At 52.3% G+C, this 17,412-nt stretch carries 11 protein-coding genes; 5 read left to right on the top strand and 6 right to left on the bottom strand.

Annotation, left to right across the window (positions count from 1 at the left end; translation table 11 throughout):
* Window positions 1–176: 176 nt before the first annotated feature.
* Window positions 177–2,204, top strand: a complete 2,028-nt coding sequence (locus ACO0K3_RS11380) for a serine hydrolase domain-containing protein (protein ID WP_422984647.1) — start codon at window positions 177–179, stop codon at window positions 2,202–2,204.
* A 306-nt stretch (window positions 2,205–2,510) separates the two neighbouring features.
* On the top strand, window positions 2,511–4,820 hold the full coding sequence (locus ACO0K3_RS11385) for a DEAD/DEAH box helicase (RefSeq protein WP_422984649.1): 2,310 nt from the start codon (window positions 2,511–2,513) through the stop codon (window positions 4,818–4,820).
* Window positions 4,821–5,016: 196 nt separating this feature from the next.
* Here the strand turns inward: ACO0K3_RS11385 and ACO0K3_RS11390 are convergent, their stop codons facing one another.
* The 3 genes from ACO0K3_RS11390 to ACO0K3_RS11400 all read right to left on the bottom strand — a co-directional run bounded on the left by ACO0K3_RS11390 (window position 5,017) and on the right by ACO0K3_RS11400 (window position 10,564).
* A complete protein-coding gene (locus ACO0K3_RS11390) occupies window positions 5,017–7,851 on the bottom strand; it encodes an ATP-binding protein (RefSeq protein ID WP_422984651.1) in 2,835 nt (944 codons plus the stop codon).
* A 393-nt stretch (window positions 7,852–8,244) separates the two neighbouring features.
* Complete coding sequence (locus ACO0K3_RS11395) at window positions 8,245–9,990, bottom strand: diguanylate cyclase domain-containing protein (protein WP_422984653.1); 1,746 nt, start codon at window positions 9,988–9,990, stop codon at window positions 8,245–8,247.
* Between the two features lie 121 nt (window positions 9,991–10,111).
* On the bottom strand, window positions 10,112–10,564 hold the full coding sequence (locus tag ACO0K3_RS11400) for a DUF4399 domain-containing protein (RefSeq protein ID WP_422984655.1): 453 nt from the start codon (window positions 10,562–10,564) through the stop codon (window positions 10,112–10,114).
* 224 nt (window positions 10,565–10,788) lie between these two features.
* Here ACO0K3_RS11400 and ACO0K3_RS11405 point away from each other — a divergent pair, with 224 nt between their 5' ends.
* Window positions 10,789–11,154 carry a hypothetical protein gene (locus ACO0K3_RS11405; RefSeq protein ID WP_422984657.1) on the top strand — a complete coding sequence of 122 codons (366 nt, stop codon included), beginning with the start codon at window positions 10,789–10,791 and terminating at the stop codon, window positions 11,152–11,154.
* Window positions 11,155–11,164: 10 nt separating this feature from the next.
* Here the strand turns inward: ACO0K3_RS11405 and ACO0K3_RS11410 are convergent, their stop codons facing one another.
* Window positions 11,165–12,502, bottom strand: coding sequence for a glycosyltransferase (locus tag ACO0K3_RS11410; protein ID WP_422984659.1), 1,338 nt, complete (start codon window positions 12,500–12,502; stop codon window positions 11,165–11,167).
* A gap of 181 nt (window positions 12,503–12,683) precedes the next feature.
* Complete coding sequence (locus ACO0K3_RS11415) at window positions 12,684–13,622, bottom strand: 1-aminocyclopropane-1-carboxylate deaminase/D-cysteine desulfhydrase (RefSeq protein WP_422984661.1); 939 nt, start codon at window positions 13,620–13,622, stop codon at window positions 12,684–12,686.
* A 132-nt stretch (window positions 13,623–13,754) separates the two neighbouring features.
* Between ACO0K3_RS11415 and ACO0K3_RS11420 the strand changes: the two genes are divergently transcribed.
* The gene (locus tag ACO0K3_RS11420) at window positions 13,755–14,414 is read left to right on the top strand and encodes a GGDEF domain-containing protein (protein ID WP_422984663.1); all 660 of its coding nucleotides are present in this window, start codon (window positions 13,755–13,757) and stop codon (window positions 14,412–14,414) included.
* 148 nt (window positions 14,415–14,562) lie between these two features.
* Window positions 14,563–16,521: a CocE/NonD family hydrolase gene (locus tag ACO0K3_RS11425; protein WP_422984665.1), complete on the top strand. Its 1,959-nt coding sequence runs from the start codon at window positions 14,563–14,565 to the stop codon at window positions 16,519–16,521.
* A gap of 248 nt (window positions 16,522–16,769) precedes the next feature.
* Here the strand turns inward: ACO0K3_RS11425 and ACO0K3_RS11430 are convergent, their stop codons facing one another.
* Window positions 16,770–17,378 (bottom strand): chalcone isomerase family protein, encoded by a 609-nt coding sequence (locus tag ACO0K3_RS11430; RefSeq protein ID WP_422984667.1) that lies wholly within the window; start codon window positions 17,376–17,378, stop codon window positions 16,770–16,772.
* Window positions 17,379–17,412 lie beyond the last annotated feature (34 nt).

A 17,412-nucleotide genomic window follows, 5' to 3' on the forward strand; every position in this document is an offset into this window, starting at 1 on the left:
AGTTGGGTAGACGTATATGTCCACTACCTCCGTAGTACCGACTACTCCACTAATTTCCTCAAGTGTTTTTGCGCTTGTCAGAGTAAAAAATGACCAAGCATCAGCCATAAACCCTTAACTTTTTCCGAAAAGCAATATCCGCCTAAATTGAATCAAATACACACCAGGAGACTTTGATGAAACGTAAGTGTTTATCCAGATTATTGCTGGCATCTTCCATTGCCCTCACCCTTCCTGCTCAGTTCAGCTTTGCGGCGGAGGTCGTCGCAAGCGCCAGCGGCAAAGCCGCGCCCAGTCAGGTACATATCGGTAAGCTCGAACAGGATCTGGGGCTAGTCACACAAATCGGTACGCAAGTCACCGGACCGCGCGACTGGAGTGTGCGGCGCGACAGCAATATGCTGGTACTCGATGCGCCTGAAGCCGATACCCACGTCGCACTGATTGATCTGGAGGCGGAGAATGCTGCGGCGGCCGTCAAGGCGGCCTGGCTGCAATATAAACCTGGCGAGAAACATCCGGTCAACCTGGTCACTAACCGGGCCGCCAAAGATGGTTGGGAAGAACGCAAAGTCAGTGACTACGAAACATCCCCTAATGAGCGTATCGTGATCGAGGCAATCGCGCATCGTCGCGGCAAACAATGGAGCGTCGTGCTGTTGGACGGGTCAGAGCAGACTTTTGAAAAACGCGGCGCAGCGATTTCACTGATTGTCCAGAGCGTACGTCCTGCTGGCTATACCCGCGAGTCGTTTGCCGGTCGCACGCCACATCATATGGATGCATCACGAGTTGCCTTGTTGCGCAGCTTTCTCAGCGATTCCATGAAACAGCTAGGTGTGCCAGGTGCCTCGTTCGCCGTACTCGATGGCGGCAAAGTAGTCTATGAAGGCGGCGTCGGGGTACGCGAATTAGGTAAGCCCGCACCAGTGGATGCCAATACCCTGTTTATGGCTGCATCGAACACCAAGGGCATGAGTACCCTGATGCTGTCGAGTCTGGCGGATGAAGGTAAATTGAAATGGGATCAGCCCGTTACGCAGTTGTATCCGGGGTTTAAACTCGGTGATGCAGAGACTACGCAAAAAGTCTTATTCAAACATCTGATCTGCGCCTGTACCGGATTGCCACGACAAGATCTGGAATGGCTATTTGAATACAAAAATGCGACACCAGAAAGCTCACTGGCATTGCTCGCCACGAATAAACCAACCAGCGGTTTTGGCGATATTTTTCAATATAATAATTTGATGGCATCAGCCGCCGGCTATATCGGCGGCCACCTCGCGTACCCGGAAATGCCATTGGGTGCGGCCTATGATCTGGCGATGCAAAAACGGATTTTTGATCCGCTAGGCATGTCATCCACAACCTTTGACATGGCAAAAGCGCTCAAAGGCAATCACGCCAGTCCGCACGGCATGGATATCAAAGGCAAGACCATACTGGCTGGTATGGAGATGAATTATTCCATCATGCCGCATCGTCCGGCTGGCGGCGTCTGGATCACGGCGCATGACTTTATCCGCTACGTCAAATTTGAAGCAGATACGGGCAAAGTCGAGGGCGGTAAACAATATATTTCTGCTGACAATGTGCTGGCACGCCGTCAGCCGCAAGTCAATGTTGGTGAGAACGCGACCTACGGCATGGGACTGGAGACCGAAGTCGCCTGGGGCGTACCGGTGATCTTCCATGGCGGTAGCATGTTTGGCTTCAAGAGTAACTTTTACTTATTGCCTGACAGCGGTATCGGTGTGGCTCTTCTGACGAACTCGGATGAAGGTGGTCGTTTATTACGTCCGTTCATGCGCCGTTTTATGGAAATCGTTTTTGATGGCACACCCGAAGCCACCGCCGACATTAAGGCTGCCGTCGCAACCACCAAAGCCGGGTTGGCTCAGTTCCGTGATCGTCTTGTGATGCCTGCAGCAACACAACCTGTCAGCAAACTGGCAAAACGTTATCAAAGCCCTGAACTCGGCGAACTCATCGTGAGTAAAAAAGGACGCGATACCGTCTTTGATTTTGGGGAATGGAAAAGTGTCGTTGCCTCCCGCAAAAACGATGATGGCAGCACCTCCTTCATTACGACGGAACCGACCCGGCTTGGCTTTGAAATGGTGGTCGGTGAACGTCAGGGCAAGCGTGTCCTGATCACGCGTGACGGTCAGCACGAATATGTGTTTAGCGAAGGTAGCTAATCCGGATTAGTAGATGGCGACGTCAATTTTTTAGCCAAATTTGTTCGGTCTTATCTGGACTTATAAAAATTAAAAAAGCAGCTCGGGGGTTAATTTCCCGGGCTTTTTTATTGTTCAATCTGAACTGGCAAAAAGACCTTATTGCTGTCGAATAGCCTGTTTCAGCCCGATTTAAGCGTGTTTTCCGCGTAGAAAGCCATCTTCTCAGGCATATTCTCAGCCCTTTAGCAGCGCAAGAGAGTAAACTACGCGCCATATTGTTTCGCATTTGCGATACGAGCCCTAACGTGAATTGCTGAGAACGCCATGCCTGATACCCCGATCCCCTTATTTTCCGATTTACACCTGAGCGAGCCCCTATTGCGCGCCCTCAAGGAAGTTGGCTACGAGGCACCGTCACCGATCCAGGCGGCGACCATCCCGCCTTTGCTCGCGAATCGTGACGTACTGGGACAAGCGCAAACCGGTACCGGAAAAACCGCAGCCTTTGCTTTGCCGATTTTGTCGCGTATCGATATCAAGCAAACCTCGCCACAAGCACTGGTGTTGGCACCGACCCGCGAACTCGCAATTCAGGTTGCAGAAGCCTTTCAGCGTTATGCGACACATATTCCCGGCTTTCATGTCTTGCCTATTTACGGCGGCCAGAGCTACGGTCCGCAATTATCCGCGTTGCGTCGCGGTGTGCACGTCGTGGTAGGTACGCCAGGTCGTGTTATTGACCATCTGGATAAAGGTTCGCTCGACTTATCCAAGCTCAAGACACTGGTACTGGACGAAGCCGACGAAATGCTGCGCATGGGTTTTATCGACGACGTCGAACGGATTTTGCAAGAGACACCTGAAACGCGCCAGACTGCCTTGTTCTCGGCAACCATGCCATCCGTGATCAAACGGATTGCCCAGACCTATCTGAATAAGCCTGCTGAAATTACCGTCGCTGCCAAAACCGGTACTGCGGATAATATCCGTCAGCGCTATTGGCTGGTCAGCGGTATGCATAAGCTTGATGCACTGACGCGGATTCTGGAAGCGGAAACCTTCGACGGGATGATTATTTTTTCGCGGACCAAACTCGGCACCGAAGAACTCGCCAGCAAACTCGAAGCAAGAGGCTTCTCTGTCGCAGCGATCAACGGCGACGTCCAGCAACAGCAACGTGAACGCACGATACAACAACTCAAAGACGGCAAGATCGATATTCTGGTAGCGACCGACGTTGCTGCCCGTGGTCTGGACGTAGAGCGTATCAGCCATGTGGTCAACTACGATGTACCGCATGATCCGGAAAGCTATACCCACCGCATTGGTCGTACTGGCCGCGCCGGTCGTAGCGGTGAGGCGATTTTGTTTATCACGCCGCGTGAAAAGAATTTGCTCAAGGCCATCGAACGCTCTACACGCCAGCCTATTTCGCCATTGGAATTACCAACAATTCAGGCAGTCAATGACGTCAGAATTGCACGCTTTAAAGAGCAGATTACCGCAACGATCGCCCTCGGCGAACTCGAATTATTCCAGTCAGTCATCGAAGACTACGAACAGGAAAACAATATTCCGGCAATAGAAATCGCGGCCGCCTTAGCAAAAATGGCACGTGGTAACGAACCTCTGCTGCTCGATAAGAATAAAAAAGTAGCCAGTGACGATAGCTGGGACAAAGAACGCGCAGCCCGGACGAAGTTTGACCGCCCTGAGCGTGGTGAGCGCAATGACAGGGGTGACCGTGGCGACAGATTTGAACGTAGTGAGCGTGGTCCGCGCCCCGGCTATGAGCCAAAAGAACGCATCATCCGCGATGCCGATCCTGGCATGCGTACCTTCCGTATCGAAGTCGGCTATGCCCACGGTGTGAAGCCGGGCAATATCGTCGGTGCAATTGCGAACGAAGCGAATCTCGATTCAAAAAATATCGGTCGCATCGAAATCTATGATGACTATAGCGTTCTCGATTTGCCGCAGGACTTACCGCAATCCACGCTGGATCAATTGCAGTCTGTCCGTGTTGCAGGCCAGCAGTTGCGCATTCATGCAGACGGTGCCGCTGGTAAAGCGCCTGCGACCAGAAGTGCACCAGCGGCGGCACCCGAGCGCGCCGTCAAACCACGGGGCAGCAAACTCGATAGCACCGTAGAGCGCGCTGTACAGGCGGATCCACGTGACGACGGCTTTGCTGACAAGCACAACGATGCCGCAGAGCGTCCGGCTAAATCAAAAAAAGACCGCCCTGCGAAAGCGATTGCACCGACCCAAAGTTATCGTATTGAGGTCGGTCGTACCCACGCCGTGACGCCGTCCAATATTGTCGGCGCGATTGCTAATGAAGCTGGTCTGGAAGCCAAACACATCGGTCGTATCGAGATTTTTGATCACTACAGTTTGCTCGATCTGCCACAAGGCATGCCGAAAGAATTGTTAAAACAATTGAAAACGGTCTGGGTGGCAGGCAAGCAGCTTGATATCAGCGAATCTGCTGAGAAACCATCGGAGTTCACCAACTCAGCACCGAAAAAACCGGCATTCGCAGCAGAAAAACCGCGTAGCAAACCGGCCGCAAAGTATAAGAGCGACCGCAAACCCGACGCAGCAAAACCGCACCGGAAAAGCGCTAAGTAATCAAGGAAGTAGTGAGGCGAAATAGTTCCGGCAAGCCGGTGATCAATAACAATAACTAATGACAGTACAAGCTACCGTACTGTCACATTCATTCGGTTATGCGGTCAGGTGAGTTAGGCAACCAGATTAGGCAACCGAGGCAGTTAGATGTCAGTTCTACGGGAAAAATACTAAAGTGTCGCTGCCAGCAACGGCGTCATACTTCCAGTGGTAAATCCAGATAAAAACTGGTGCCTTCACCGAGTACACTTTTGACCGTGATTTGTCCGTGCAGGATCGATGTGACGATGTTGTAGCAAATGTTCAGGCCAAGTCCGCTGCCGCCTTGCCCGAGTTTGGTTGTAAAAAACGGGTCAAAGATGCGTTTCAGATTTTCTTCAGGAATGCCGACACCGTTATCCGCAAACTGAATCAGCACACGATGAGGTTCAGGACGGATGGCGCTGATCCTGAGTTTGCCGGGACCGCGCAGGTCGAATGCATGCAGAATCGCATTCTCAATCAAATTGGTAATCACCTGTCCCAGCGAGCCGGGATAACTATCCATACGGATGCCCATAGGAATGTCCTGCATCACCATATGTCCGGCATGCGCAATCCGTATATTCAAAGTCGCAATAATGTCGTGTACGACCTGATGCAATTCAAACGGACGGCGATGTTCTGAAGTGCGGTCAACCGCAACCTGTTTAAAGCTGCTGACCAGCGTCGCGGCACTGCTCAAGCCACGCATCATGATATCGGCAGAGAGCTTGGCTTCTTCACAAAACTGACTTAAATCCGAGCGACGCAGGCTTTGCTGGGCGAGTTTTTGTACCAGCGTGTTGGTACTGTCCTGCAAGGTAGAGGCGACCAGCAGACAGTTACCGATCGGCGTATTCAGCTCATGCGCAACACCGGCAACCAGTGAGCCTAAGGCCGCGAGTTTTTCCTGTGCGACCAAATGCTCCTGCGTCTGGGTCAGGCGCTGATAGGCATCGGCATTGGCGAGAGCAATCGCCCCGTAAGCACACAGCGTACGAAAAATCATGCGCTCTCGTTCACCATACGCATGCTCGCGTGAGGACTGGATGGTCATCACGCCAAGCACCGTATCAGCGCTCATCAGCGGAGCAAACAGGGTACTTAATACCGGTTCCGTGCCGGGAATCAGTTCAGGAATTTCAGTTTCCGGTGATATTTCGACCAAAATATCACTTCGTTGCTTAATGCAGCGCACCGAGTACGAGACCATACTGGACATATACACCGTATCCGGCGCAATCGGTTCACCGTTTTCTACCCCGTAGGCAGAGGTCATGCTTTGCTGGTCAGCATCCATCAGATAGATCACGAATGCCGTGACATGCAGCAAACCCTGGACGTGGCGGTTGAGTGCCTGGAATACCGCATTCGCATCCAGACTGCCGGTAATCTCCTGACCGACCTGACCAAGACGCTCCAGAATGGCACTCGATTGCTGCAAGACTTCCGCCCTTTGTGCTTCTGCGTTGGCGAGTTCACGTAAATGTTCGCCCTCGGCCCGCATGCGCTCGGTCTGATGACTGATCTGCATGGCGGTGGCGCGGTTGGTGGCTTCCTGGGTGTGAATTTTTTCGCGTGAACTGATTGCCAGACGACTGAGGTTAAATGCCTCTTCAAAATGGCCAATCGCGGCCTGCGCATCGGCGACTTCATCAAGCAGTTCACCGGTGACGTTGTAGCCACTGATGTTGGCCGCTAAATCCAGGGCTTGCTGGAGATAATGCAACGGCGCACTGGGCGCACTCATGTCCGCAGGCGCAGGCAAATTGTCGCGCATGTGAATCGCTGCCAGCACGCGCAAGACATCGATGCGGCGATAATTATCCTTGCTGTACTTGGCCAGCATCAGAGCATGTTCCGCAATATTAATCGCCTCTTGAGGCTGTCCAAGCAAGGATAAGGCGCGAGCCTGTCCGCGCCGTGACCCGATTCTGAAATCCAGCTGATCACGCGCATCTGCCTTCTCCTGCAATAAGCGAAAAGATGCCAGTGCCTGTTCGTTATCGCCGAGATCGAGGGATAAATCGCCCTGATAACGCAAGGCCATCAAATACATCCTGGCCTCTGACATCGGTGCCAGCGTCTCCAGCGCATCCGTGAGCAACTCTTTGGCCGCATCAAAACGTCCCAGCCTGCGCATGGTTTCTGCCATCTGCACCAGAGTGCCGCCGACACTGGCCGGCCAGGCTTTTGGTTTCGCCAGATCATGCGCTGTTTGCAGCCATTGCAAGGCCGCCTGATGGTCGTTCAGACTATTGAAACCGTCGCCGATATTGCTGAGCAAGGTCACGGCGCGTCTGAGTTCGCCGTAGTCGAGACAAAATTCATAGGCCAATATTGCATGTGCAATCGCACTGCCAAAATCACTCGACAGGGATCCCACATAGAAAAAATATTCCTGCGCACAGGCTGCGACGATGGGTCGCGGATCGTCGAGTTCGGTTTTATAGCGGATATTCCAGCGCTCTATCGCTTTAGGCAAATCGCGAAAGATCATTTGCGTTGCCAGAAACGCATTTGCCATGGCTTCGCGGTCAGCATCGCGGCACATTTGTGCATGGGCAATCGCCAGCTCTAACTGTTCAAACAAAGTAGTGATCTGACCACGGTTATGCGCGATGGCGGCCAGCAAATAATGCGCATCACTACTACCTTGTTCACGCTCACCGGCATGGGCAGCATCAATTGCAGAAAACGCCTGTAAAGCCTGTATGGCGAGGCGTTCTGCTTCATCGAATTTAGCATACAGCCATAATGCTTCTGCTCTGACCAGCAACAAGCGCGCCCGTGCAGTAGAACCCGCGCTATAGGCTAACGCCTGATCGTCAGACAGTACATAGTTCATCATTGCATCAGCATCGTCCGCCAGCAAGACTGCTCGCTGAGCGTCACGCTGTCGTAAATGCCACGCCAGTGCCACCATCTTGTCCAGACGCGGAATACCCTGCAAGAAAGGAAGTTCATCCTCCCAGCAAGCAATTACGTCATTGGTAACAAGCAAATCCATAGCAGTCTGACCTGAGAAAATATCGTAACAAAGCCTGATTGTGTCGAATCAGCACCATGTGGTGCATTTACAAAATCTGCAAAAATAATATGCGATCTGTTGAATAGTACCGTGATTAATGCATCAGGGCTATGCCGATGGTGTGACGGTATTCATGCGCTATCCGGCGCTCAGATCAGAGTGCGGTCAGAGCGCGTTCTGAACTCAGCCGGAGTTCCGTCAAAGAGTAATCCGCGCTGATTCAATATGAAATCAAAAGCAGCGATGACTCCAAAACGTAGGTCAACAAGCGCGTCATGTTTTTAGAAATTCTCGTTTAGAAACTTCTGAAGACCTACAGTATATGCGCCTTACCAGACAAAATCAGGCTACAACCCGCATGGATCATGCGGATTATGTTTTACGAGCACCAAATTTATTCAGATACATATTCCTGTCAGCGGCTTTCAGCAAGCTGATCGCGTCGTCGCCATCCGTAGGGAAATACGCATCACCGATGGCACCGCCCAGTAGCTGGGCGCTTTGTCCCTGCATGGTTGCCTCACCCAGCCAGGGCGCATGCAAAGCGTCCTCGATGTGCTGACGGATAGGTTCCAGCGCCTCACGATCAGCGACGCCGTTAAGCATCACCACGAACTCGTCCCCCGCATAGCGGGCGACCAGATCACCGGCACGGATATTGGCTTTCAGGCGCTCACTGATCTCGATCAGCGCACGATCACCGATGTCATGGCCGTATTGATCATTGATGAATTTAAAGCCGTTCAAATCGATGAACAGAATCGCAAAAGGCTGGGCACGTTTATCGTGCTTCGCTTCTGTAATTTTATTTTCCAGCCGACGCACAAAATTCTCACGGTTTGACAGCCCCGTGAGCCGGTCTGTTTGCAGGCGGTGCTGCATGAGCTCAAAACTCTTGGCGAGTTCGCCAATTTCATCACGCCGGTGGATACCAACAGGCGCATCAAGCTGACCGTCACCCACCATCCCGGCGGCGACTGACAGGCGCTTCAGATCATTGGCGACCCAATTCAGAATCCTGAAACCAACCGCAACAGCGATCAGCGCGGCGATCACGCTAATCAGCACGTTCAGCATCACGTTCTCAATCACACCGCCCATAAAGTCTTTGCGCGGCATCGCGACCACGTTAATCCATTCGAGTCCGGCACTGTCGACAATGCGGTCAAAGGCGACGTGAATTTTTTGCCCGTCTTCCGTATAGAAACTAAGCGTCCTGGCGCCGGAAGGTCCTTCGGCGGTGCTCAGCGCATGTTGTACTTCGGTATAAATCGCGGATTGCAAGGCATTGCCGCTATCGGCTGCGCTGATGCGTACATAGCTGCCGTCAGGCAAAGGTTTTACATTCTGCGTCACCGATGAGGCAATCAGATTGCCATTCGGTTCAATGATAAAAGCCAGACCGTTCGGCGAAACTTTGAGCTTACGCACAAAATCATTCAGCGAGCGCAAGGACATATCGGTTGCAACGACGCCTGCGGTTTCGCCGCGGCTATCCAGCACGCGACGGGCGCGGGTGGCGACCAGATCCTGGGTACCGAAATCGATATAGACCGAAGTCCAGGTGTCTTTCAGATTGGCTTTGGCGGCCTTGTACCAGGGGCGTTCGCGCGGGTCGAATAATTTGGTCTCACGGGAGGCAAATTTCAACTCACCGTCAATGCCGTTAAACCGGTATTTGGTCCGCATTTCTTCGGGCTTGATCTTGACGCGTAATTCGCCGTCCTGCATGGAGTGACGGAACAAGCCAATTGCCTGACCGTTCTTATTACCGTAGTAGACATAATTATTCGGATCAATATGCAACGAGGTCGCGATCCAGAAGCGCGTGCGCAAATTATGCATGTCGGATTCAATCGCTTCCGGTGCCACCATGCCATTTGGGAATGCTGCTTCCAGCGTCGCGCCTGAACCGACCACATGGCGATCAATCGCCTGGCCGATACGCCCGACGGTCTCTAGCAACAAATGCTCGGACACCGTCAAAACCGCGCGGCTACCGGCGCGATAAGACAATAGGCCGATTACGATCGCCAAACCCAGCACCAAGGCCACATACGGAACAATCAATACCGTGCGTAAGGAAAAAGACGTACTAGATTGGGATGCTGCGGTCATTCAAAATCCACCAAAAAAAGAGCGCACAGGTTGAACACGCACACTCGCGTGTTCAGGGAAATCTGTGAGCAATGAACAGATCTTGAGGAACAACAGATCCGGAAAAAAGAACCTTGCGAGTTTATTTCGCCGCCGGCAATACCGTGACGCTAATCGTTTTACTCATGCCGGGACCATATGACTGATGCGCACCGTTACCGAATTGCAGGGTCAGCGTGTGCTTGCCTGGCGGCAGAGATAATTCCACCTCGGTCTGCCCTTTGCCAAAGTGCATATGTTTTTCATCGAAAGGCACCGACGTCCCTGGTGTCACCGCCACACCGTCGATGATCAGATGATGATGGCCGGTCTTGTCTGTCATATCGCCAAGCGGCGCGATTTTCATGCCCTCCAGACCAAACTTCACTTTAAAGGGCGAAGTCACTTCTGCATTATCAGCGGGTGCCTCAAAAAAAGTCCGCTCTGCAGCAAGGGCTGACATGACGGACAAGCTGCTGATTAGCAGCGCGGCAGCGGACTGACGGAACAGACGACGCAGTGGTTGCGAGGATAGTAAGGTTAGGGACGCAGTCATGATGATGGTTCTCCTGAATTAGTATAGTTAGTGTAGCGAGCCCGGTGCTAGCACCAGAAATGAGCAAACTCGAAGTGTCTGACTTTACTCAAGTTGCACTTGCGAGCTATTTTGCGCTTTTTTTTTACAAAATTCTTTACAAAACGATAAATCTTGCTAAGTTTTGCAATTACGCACTGTATCCTTGCCGAATATCGTCTATCTCGCCTTGAATGAAGAACATCATGAATAAATCCGAAGCCATCCAGATTGCCAACGACTCACTGCAATTGAATCTGCTCAACGAAGGCAATACGCAATTTTCCAAGGTGGTGCGCTACGCCAGCGATGAGGGCTGGTGGCTGAACATTCCGCTGACGAATTTTCGCAAGGAATGCCACTTTCTGATCTGTAATGAAAAAGCCAAAACCATTCGTCACTTGTGTATTAAAGCAAACAATATCCTGAGCCCAGCAACCAAGTTCCGGGTCAAAGACGGTATCGCTGATATTTTTATCTCGGCCGCGAATCCAAAGAAGATGGTGGATGTTTTACAGGGCGGTACCAAGTACAGTTTTACCAAGCATCTGGTGGATGAGCACCGCTATTAAAACCTAGGATTCAGACGGATTCCGGCGGCGTCGCTCCGGTCGCTGCCAGCCGGTTTTTTTCAGCAATCCATTGCGACATGTACTGCGTGCTCTTGTGCTGATGATGGCGCAACATCAATCCAACAAAATTCGCTTGTCGCCGTTCTGCGCAATGCAGCCCGGCATCGTCCAGCGCCTTGAGTAATTCAGCCGCAATGCGCGGACGATCAAAGCGCTGCTGCACAATCTGGTCGCCGCGCGTCTGTGCCTGTTGCCATACAGCTGGGTCCTGATACAAATCGACCGCCGCCTGCACAAAATATTCTGCATCATCGGCAATCGCTCCGCCCCAGCGCAGGTCAGCGCTGTTACCCGTCATGCCTTCACACCCGATCGTGGTCGTCACACTCGGCGTACCACATGCCATGGCATCGGCTAATTTGCCTTTGATCCCCGCACCGAAACGCAAAGGCGCGAGACAAACCCGCGCTTGCCGCATGGCAGCGTGGGCATCAGGCACCCAACCAATTACATGAAATCCCTGCGCCGGATTGTGCAAGGCGCTGGCCTTGGGTGGGGGATACGAACCGGCAACATGCAGTTGCGCCTGTGGCAGGCGCTGCCGCAATTTGGGCCAGAGCGCATGCTTTAACCATAAGACCGAATCCCAGTTCGGCGCATGCCGGAAATTACCGATCGTCAGAAAATGCGCGCGCTCCTCAAACGCCGGGCGCGGCATGTCATTAGCCGGAGAGATCAGCATCAGGGCACAGTGATGCAACAGATAGGCGGGAACGCCAAATTCGGTTTGCAAAAAAGCCTGCTCCACATCCGAGATCATCAAGCTGAGATCGCACCGGTAAATCGCGGCAATCTCTCGCTGACTATGATCTTCACTTGCCATCACATGACGTAATTCAGCAAGACTGGCTGTCACCGGCGGCACACTCTGACGCGTGATCTCGTTATGGCAAGGCTGCTGCGACTGCTTCAGCAATAACTGCCGCGCATGGCGCAGGCTGTGCAAATCCTGGGTATCCAATACGCGCAAGGCCTGCGGACAAGTCCGCGCTACCCGCCAGCCGAACTGCTCTTCGGTAAAAAAGCGGTCAAACAAAACAATATCCGGCTGATATTCCGCCAGCATCACGTCGAAGCTGTCGCAATTGAGCTGGATACTTTTTTCCTCCACACCCAGCGCCGATAAATCCGCACGGTGCTCCGACAAGGCCGCCGCCGAGGCAAACACCACCTGCCAGCCCTGCGCACGAAACAATGTGATGAATTCCAGAGTACGGCTACCCGCCGCCGATGACGCCGGCTCGGCCCAGACAAAACCGAGGATCAGGATTTTTTTACTCTTTTGCATGGATGCCGATGATGAGTGAGGGTGAATATTGGTGAATATTGGTGAATTTCAGAATTCGTTTTACGGGTAATTAGTGATTGAGTTTAATAACGATTAGGGGGAGTATTTTTCAATCCCCTTGTATGACGTGCGCAATTAGGACTATTTTAAGCTATACACCTATTCAGTATAAGAAACGTCATCATTCAAAGCCACGGGCACCTTGCAAACCACCGGTATGCACCATCAGCACCCGCTTCCCGCCGCGCCACTGGTCGCTCTGGCAGAGTTGCATCAGCGCGTACAAAACTTTACCGGTGTAAACCGGCTCGATTGCGATCCCCGTCTCGGCGGAAAATACTTGGCAGAACTCACGCAATGCCAGTGGTGCTTTAGCGTAGCCGCCGTGATGATGCTCGGTGAGCAAGGCATAATTATCGTAGGCCGGATACGCTGCCTGTCCGAGCAGACCGGCAATATCCTCGTGCAAATACGCTGCGTTTTTTAAAGCGGCAATGCCGACCACCTGAGAACGACCACGCAAACCGGCAAGGACACCCGCCAGTGTCGCGCCGGTGCCACACGCGAGCACAATGCTATCCGGAACAAAGCCGGTTTGCGCAATCGCCTCATCCACCAGCTCCGCCACTCCGTGCAGGGCATCGGCAGTGCTGCCACCTTCGGGCAACCACACATAATCTGCCTCTGCTACACCTGGCATATCTGCCGCCCTGTGCGGCGCAAGCTGCAAACGCCATGCCTCTGCTTGCTCACGCAGTACCCGGTAAGCATCCCGGGTCACCGGTATGATCTGCATTCCTAGGGCACGGCAATCATCGAGCGTCGCCGTCTGCATTTCGGGTGCTGCACGCACCAGGCCAATAGAGGGCCAGCCAGCCAGCGCCGCCGCATGCGCAGTGGCATGCAGATGGTTCGACCAGACACCACCCATGGTGACCAGCGTCGGCGAACGACCTGCGAGTTGTTGTAAGGGGTATTTGAGTTTGCGGAATTTATTGCCCGACACCTGAGGATGCAGCAAGTCATCGCGTTTCACCCAAAGCTCAATCCCCGGAAAAAACCGGGTAACCACCTGCTGGCAAGGTGAGACAGAAAAAGTAAAAAGCGGCTGGGATTGCATAGAAAATTGCTGACAGCAAACATCAAAATGGTAGAGTAGCCGTATTATCACCTGACTTATCGCCTGACACGCGCTTGATGCCATGTTCACATCCGGCAAGGCGTCTGACAATGAAGGTATCTGGAGAACCCGATGTCGAATGACAAAACCCCACCAAACCGGAAAGCTGAGCTGCAATTATCACAAGCCATTCATCAGCTCAAAAACGGCGGTGAAAAAGAAGCCGTGCTGCCTTTGCTGGAAACGGTAATGGCACATCTGGAGCGCATGACCAGACACGACCCGCTGACCGGTGCACTCAACCGTAATGCACTGATCGACAGTTTGAATGCTGAACTAAACCGCTCACACCGTACCGGACACACCTTTTCGGTAGCGATTATCCGTATCGATGGTTTTCAAGAAATGATGGACCGCTATGGACGCCCTGTCGCGGTACAGATCCTGCGCCGGCTCACGCAAGAAACCCAGCTACTGTTGCGCACTCTCGACTCCTTCGGTCGCAATAATGCTGACGAGTTCGTAATCGTCATGCCGACGACCTGGATCGATCAAAGTATCAAAGCAATCAATCGCCTCAAGCAAACCTATGGAGCAATTGACTGGACCGGTATCGCCGAGCATGTACAGATTTCTTTTTGTACCGGCCTCACCACGAATGCGCAAGGCGACAGCGCCGAAGCCATGCTAGACCGGGCCCGTCAGGCGCTGCTGGCCGCCCAAGCCAAGGGGCCTGACAGTGTCAGCCAGATCGAACCTGGCTTACCGGATTTTGACCCGGAAAAACTCTGAGCAAGATCCGCTAAATTTTTTACTGCGCGGAACTTGTGCGCAGCGAGAAGACCTAAGGCCTGCTGGCAACGAAATCGAGCTGCGATTTTGTTACCAACAGGCCTTAAACCAATATAAATACCATAGCAAACACCACAGGGAGAAGTGCATGAACAAAGCGTCACGCTTGTCATGGATCATTGCGGGCGTCGTCATGAGCGCTGCCTCGCCGCTGATCCAGGCTGGCACTATCGTAGGGAAAAGCGATCAGAGTAGTGAACAGGCACTCGATGAGCGTAGCGAACAGATCAAACTGCGCAGCGACTATGTACGCAAAAATTACAGCAAGTTTGAATACCGCATCCCTATGCGTGACGGCAAGCACCTGTTCACTGCCGTGTATATCCCGAATGACGCCAGCGCCAGCAAACGCTATCCGATGCTGATGCAGCGCACACCGTATTCCGTTGGTCCGTATGGCAGCTCGCAGTACAAACGCTTTTTGGGAGCGACTGCGGACTACGAAAAAGAAGGGTTTATTTTCGTCTTTCAGGATGTGCGTGGCACCACGATGTCGGAAGGCGATTATGTGAATATGCGCCCGCAGATCGACAAGAAATCCAAAACCGATTTTGACGAAAGCACAGACACCTACGACACCATCGACTGGCTGATTAAAAATATCCCGAACAACAATGGAAAAATCGGCCAGTGGGGTATTTCTTATCCCGGATTTTATACCTCAGCTGGCGCAATCGATTCGCATCCAGCATTAAAAGCTATCTCACCACAGGCACCGATTGCCGACTGGTTCCGTGGTGATGACATGCATCGCAACGGCGCCTTTAATTTACAGATGGCCTTCGGTTTTTTTAGCGGCTTTGCCAAACCAAGGCCCGTGCCGACCGATGCCGACAAGGACAAGCCGTTTGACTACGGCACGCCAGACGGCTATCAGTTTTTTATCGATCTCGGCGCTCTGTCAAATGCCAATCCTAAGTATTTTAAAAACGCGATCCCGTATTGGAACGAAATTGCGCAGCATCCGAATTACGACAGCTACTGGCAAAGCCACAATCTGCTGCCGCATTTAAAAAATATTAAAGCCGCTGTGCTAACTGTCGGCGGCTGGTACGACACGGAAGATTTGTATGGTCCTTTGCAAACCTACAAAGCCATAGAGAAGCTGAACCCCGGTATCAGCAATACGTTGGTGATCGGTCCTTGGACCCACGGAGGCTGGACCCGTAGCGACGGAGACAAAGTGGGGGACGCGAATTTCGGTTTTAAGACCGCAATGAGTTATCAGCCTGTCGAATTCGCGTTCTTCAAATATCATCTCAAAGGCGGCGATAAACCGAATCTGCCTGAGGCCTGGATGTTTGAGACGGGTGCCAATCGCTGGCGTGGCTTTGATGCCTGGCCGCCAAAAAATGTGGCACCAAAATCGCTATATTTCCATGCAAACGGCAAACTCGATTTTAGCGCGCCAGACGACAAGTCAGACAATGCAGCATTTGACGAATACATCAGCGATCCGGCGAAACCTGTGCCTTATACTACGGAGATTTCGACCCGCTGGAGCAGTCAGTATGTGGCAGCGGATCAGCGTTTTGCTTCACGTCGTCCTGATGTCGTGAGCTACCAGACCGAGATACTCGAACGCGATGTCACTCTGGCTGGCCCGCTAACTGCCGATCTGTTTGTCAGCACGACGGGCACTGATGCGGATTTCGTCGTGAAACTCATCGATGTGAATCCGGCTGAAATGACCACTCCCGAAGGGGAAATTAATCGCGGTGCGCAACAAACACTGGTCAGGGGAGAACCTTTCCGGGCGCGCTTCCGCGAGAGTTTTTCTAGCCCCAAACCTTTTGTGCCGGATCAGGTGACGAAGGTGAATTTCAGCATCAACGATGTGCTGCATACCTTCCAGCGCGGTCACCGGATTATGGTGCAGATACAATCGAGCTGGTTCCCGTTCATCGACCGCAATCCGCAAACTTATGTGCCGAATATTTTTGACGCCAAAGACAGCGATTTTATTAAAGCGACACACAAGATTTATCACATCAAAGGACAGGCCAGCGCCTTGCAGGTACAGGTGTTGCCAGCACTTGATGACTAGACCCGTGTAGAAATTTTGCGCTCTAAAAACAAATCAGGGATGTGACACTGTTTTATCAAACAGCATTACATCCCTGATTTTTTTGACACGGAAACACAGCGAAAGACCGGCGTAAGCAGTTCCATCGCAGGCTGATAGCAAAGTAACTTCTGCAATCCTCAAAACGAATCCGCAAGCGGAGTGCGCCTGCTGACACGAAAAACCCTTGGAAGCCGCAGCCAGCCTGCGGCTTCGCATTGACGCTTCTTTTATTCCTTATCGCCCAACAATAAACGCTTGAGTTTATTATCTGCGACGTTTTCACCTAACCAGATTTTCAAAATCGCTTGCATGGTCAGATCGTCTTTCAGGACTTCACCGATTTGTTTGTTGTTGGAACGAAATACCGTACCCTTGCCGCGAGTCCAGTCTATCGTCATGACGTCGCCGACTTTCCAGTCGCCGATTGTCGCAAAACCTTCACCCAGCGCCAACAACTGATACACCAGTTGATTACGCTCTTCCTTGGTGGTACTGGAACGGATGTCGGCCAAAAAGCGGCGGCTCATTAATTCGCTTTCGACTTCTTTCAACATCACCAGCTTGATACGGATAGGACCGGTTGATGCTAACAATTCCTGGCTCGTGGTTCTGAGTTTCGGTGTGTAGATACCGATATTAAAAATCTTTACACGCTTGATCACGTGCGGGCCGCTGCCATTCAATAACAGGGTTTGTCCGTCAAGCTGTTGTGTCTCTTCCAGCGTCGCTGGTACAGGATCCTTGGCGGCATGCGCTGCTGGCAAAACTGTCAGGGATAAAAATAAGGCGATGCATGCAGTACGCATTGTCTGCATGAGGTAATTTGATGTGGTCATGATGTGTCCTTACTGTCCCGCTGCAACTGATCCC

The sequence above is a fragment of the Undibacterium sp. Rencai35W genome (genome assembly GCF_049340185.1).
In the GTDB taxonomy this organism is placed as follows: domain Bacteria; phylum Pseudomonadota; class Gammaproteobacteria; order Burkholderiales; family Burkholderiaceae_D; genus Undibacterium.

Coding starts and splice junctions, on each gene's coding strand:
- ACO0K3_RS11395 (WP_422984653.1), bottom strand. CDS start 9,990: ATGACCGCAGCATCCCAATCTAGTACGTCTTTTTCCTTACGCACGGTA.
- ACO0K3_RS11390 (WP_422984651.1), bottom strand. CDS start 7,851: ATGGATTTGCTTGTTACCAATGACGTAATTGCTTGCTGGGAGGATGAA.
- ACO0K3_RS11405 (WP_422984657.1), top strand. CDS start 10,789: ATGAATAAATCCGAAGCCATCCAGATTGCCAACGACTCACTGCAATTG.
- ACO0K3_RS11380 (WP_422984647.1), top strand. CDS start 177: ATGAAACGTAAGTGTTTATCCAGATTATTGCTGGCATCTTCCATTGCC.
- ACO0K3_RS11425 (WP_422984665.1), top strand. CDS start 14,563: ATGAACAAAGCGTCACGCTTGTCATGGATCATTGCGGGCGTCGTCATG.
- ACO0K3_RS11385 (WP_422984649.1), top strand. CDS start 2,511: ATGCCTGATACCCCGATCCCCTTATTTTCCGATTTACACCTGAGCGAG.
- ACO0K3_RS11400 (WP_422984655.1), bottom strand. CDS start 10,564: ATGACTGCGTCCCTAACCTTACTATCCTCGCAACCACTGCGTCGTCTG.
- ACO0K3_RS11430 (WP_422984667.1), bottom strand. CDS start 17,378: ATGACCACATCAAATTACCTCATGCAGACAATGCGTACTGCATGCATC.
- ACO0K3_RS11420 (WP_422984663.1), top strand. CDS start 13,755: ATGTCGAATGACAAAACCCCACCAAACCGGAAAGCTGAGCTGCAATTA.
- ACO0K3_RS11415 (WP_422984661.1), bottom strand. CDS start 13,622: ATGCAATCCCAGCCGCTTTTTACTTTTTCTGTCTCACCTTGCCAGCAG.
- ACO0K3_RS11410 (WP_422984659.1), bottom strand. CDS start 12,502: ATGCAAAAGAGTAAAAAAATCCTGATCCTCGGTTTTGTCTGGGCCGAG.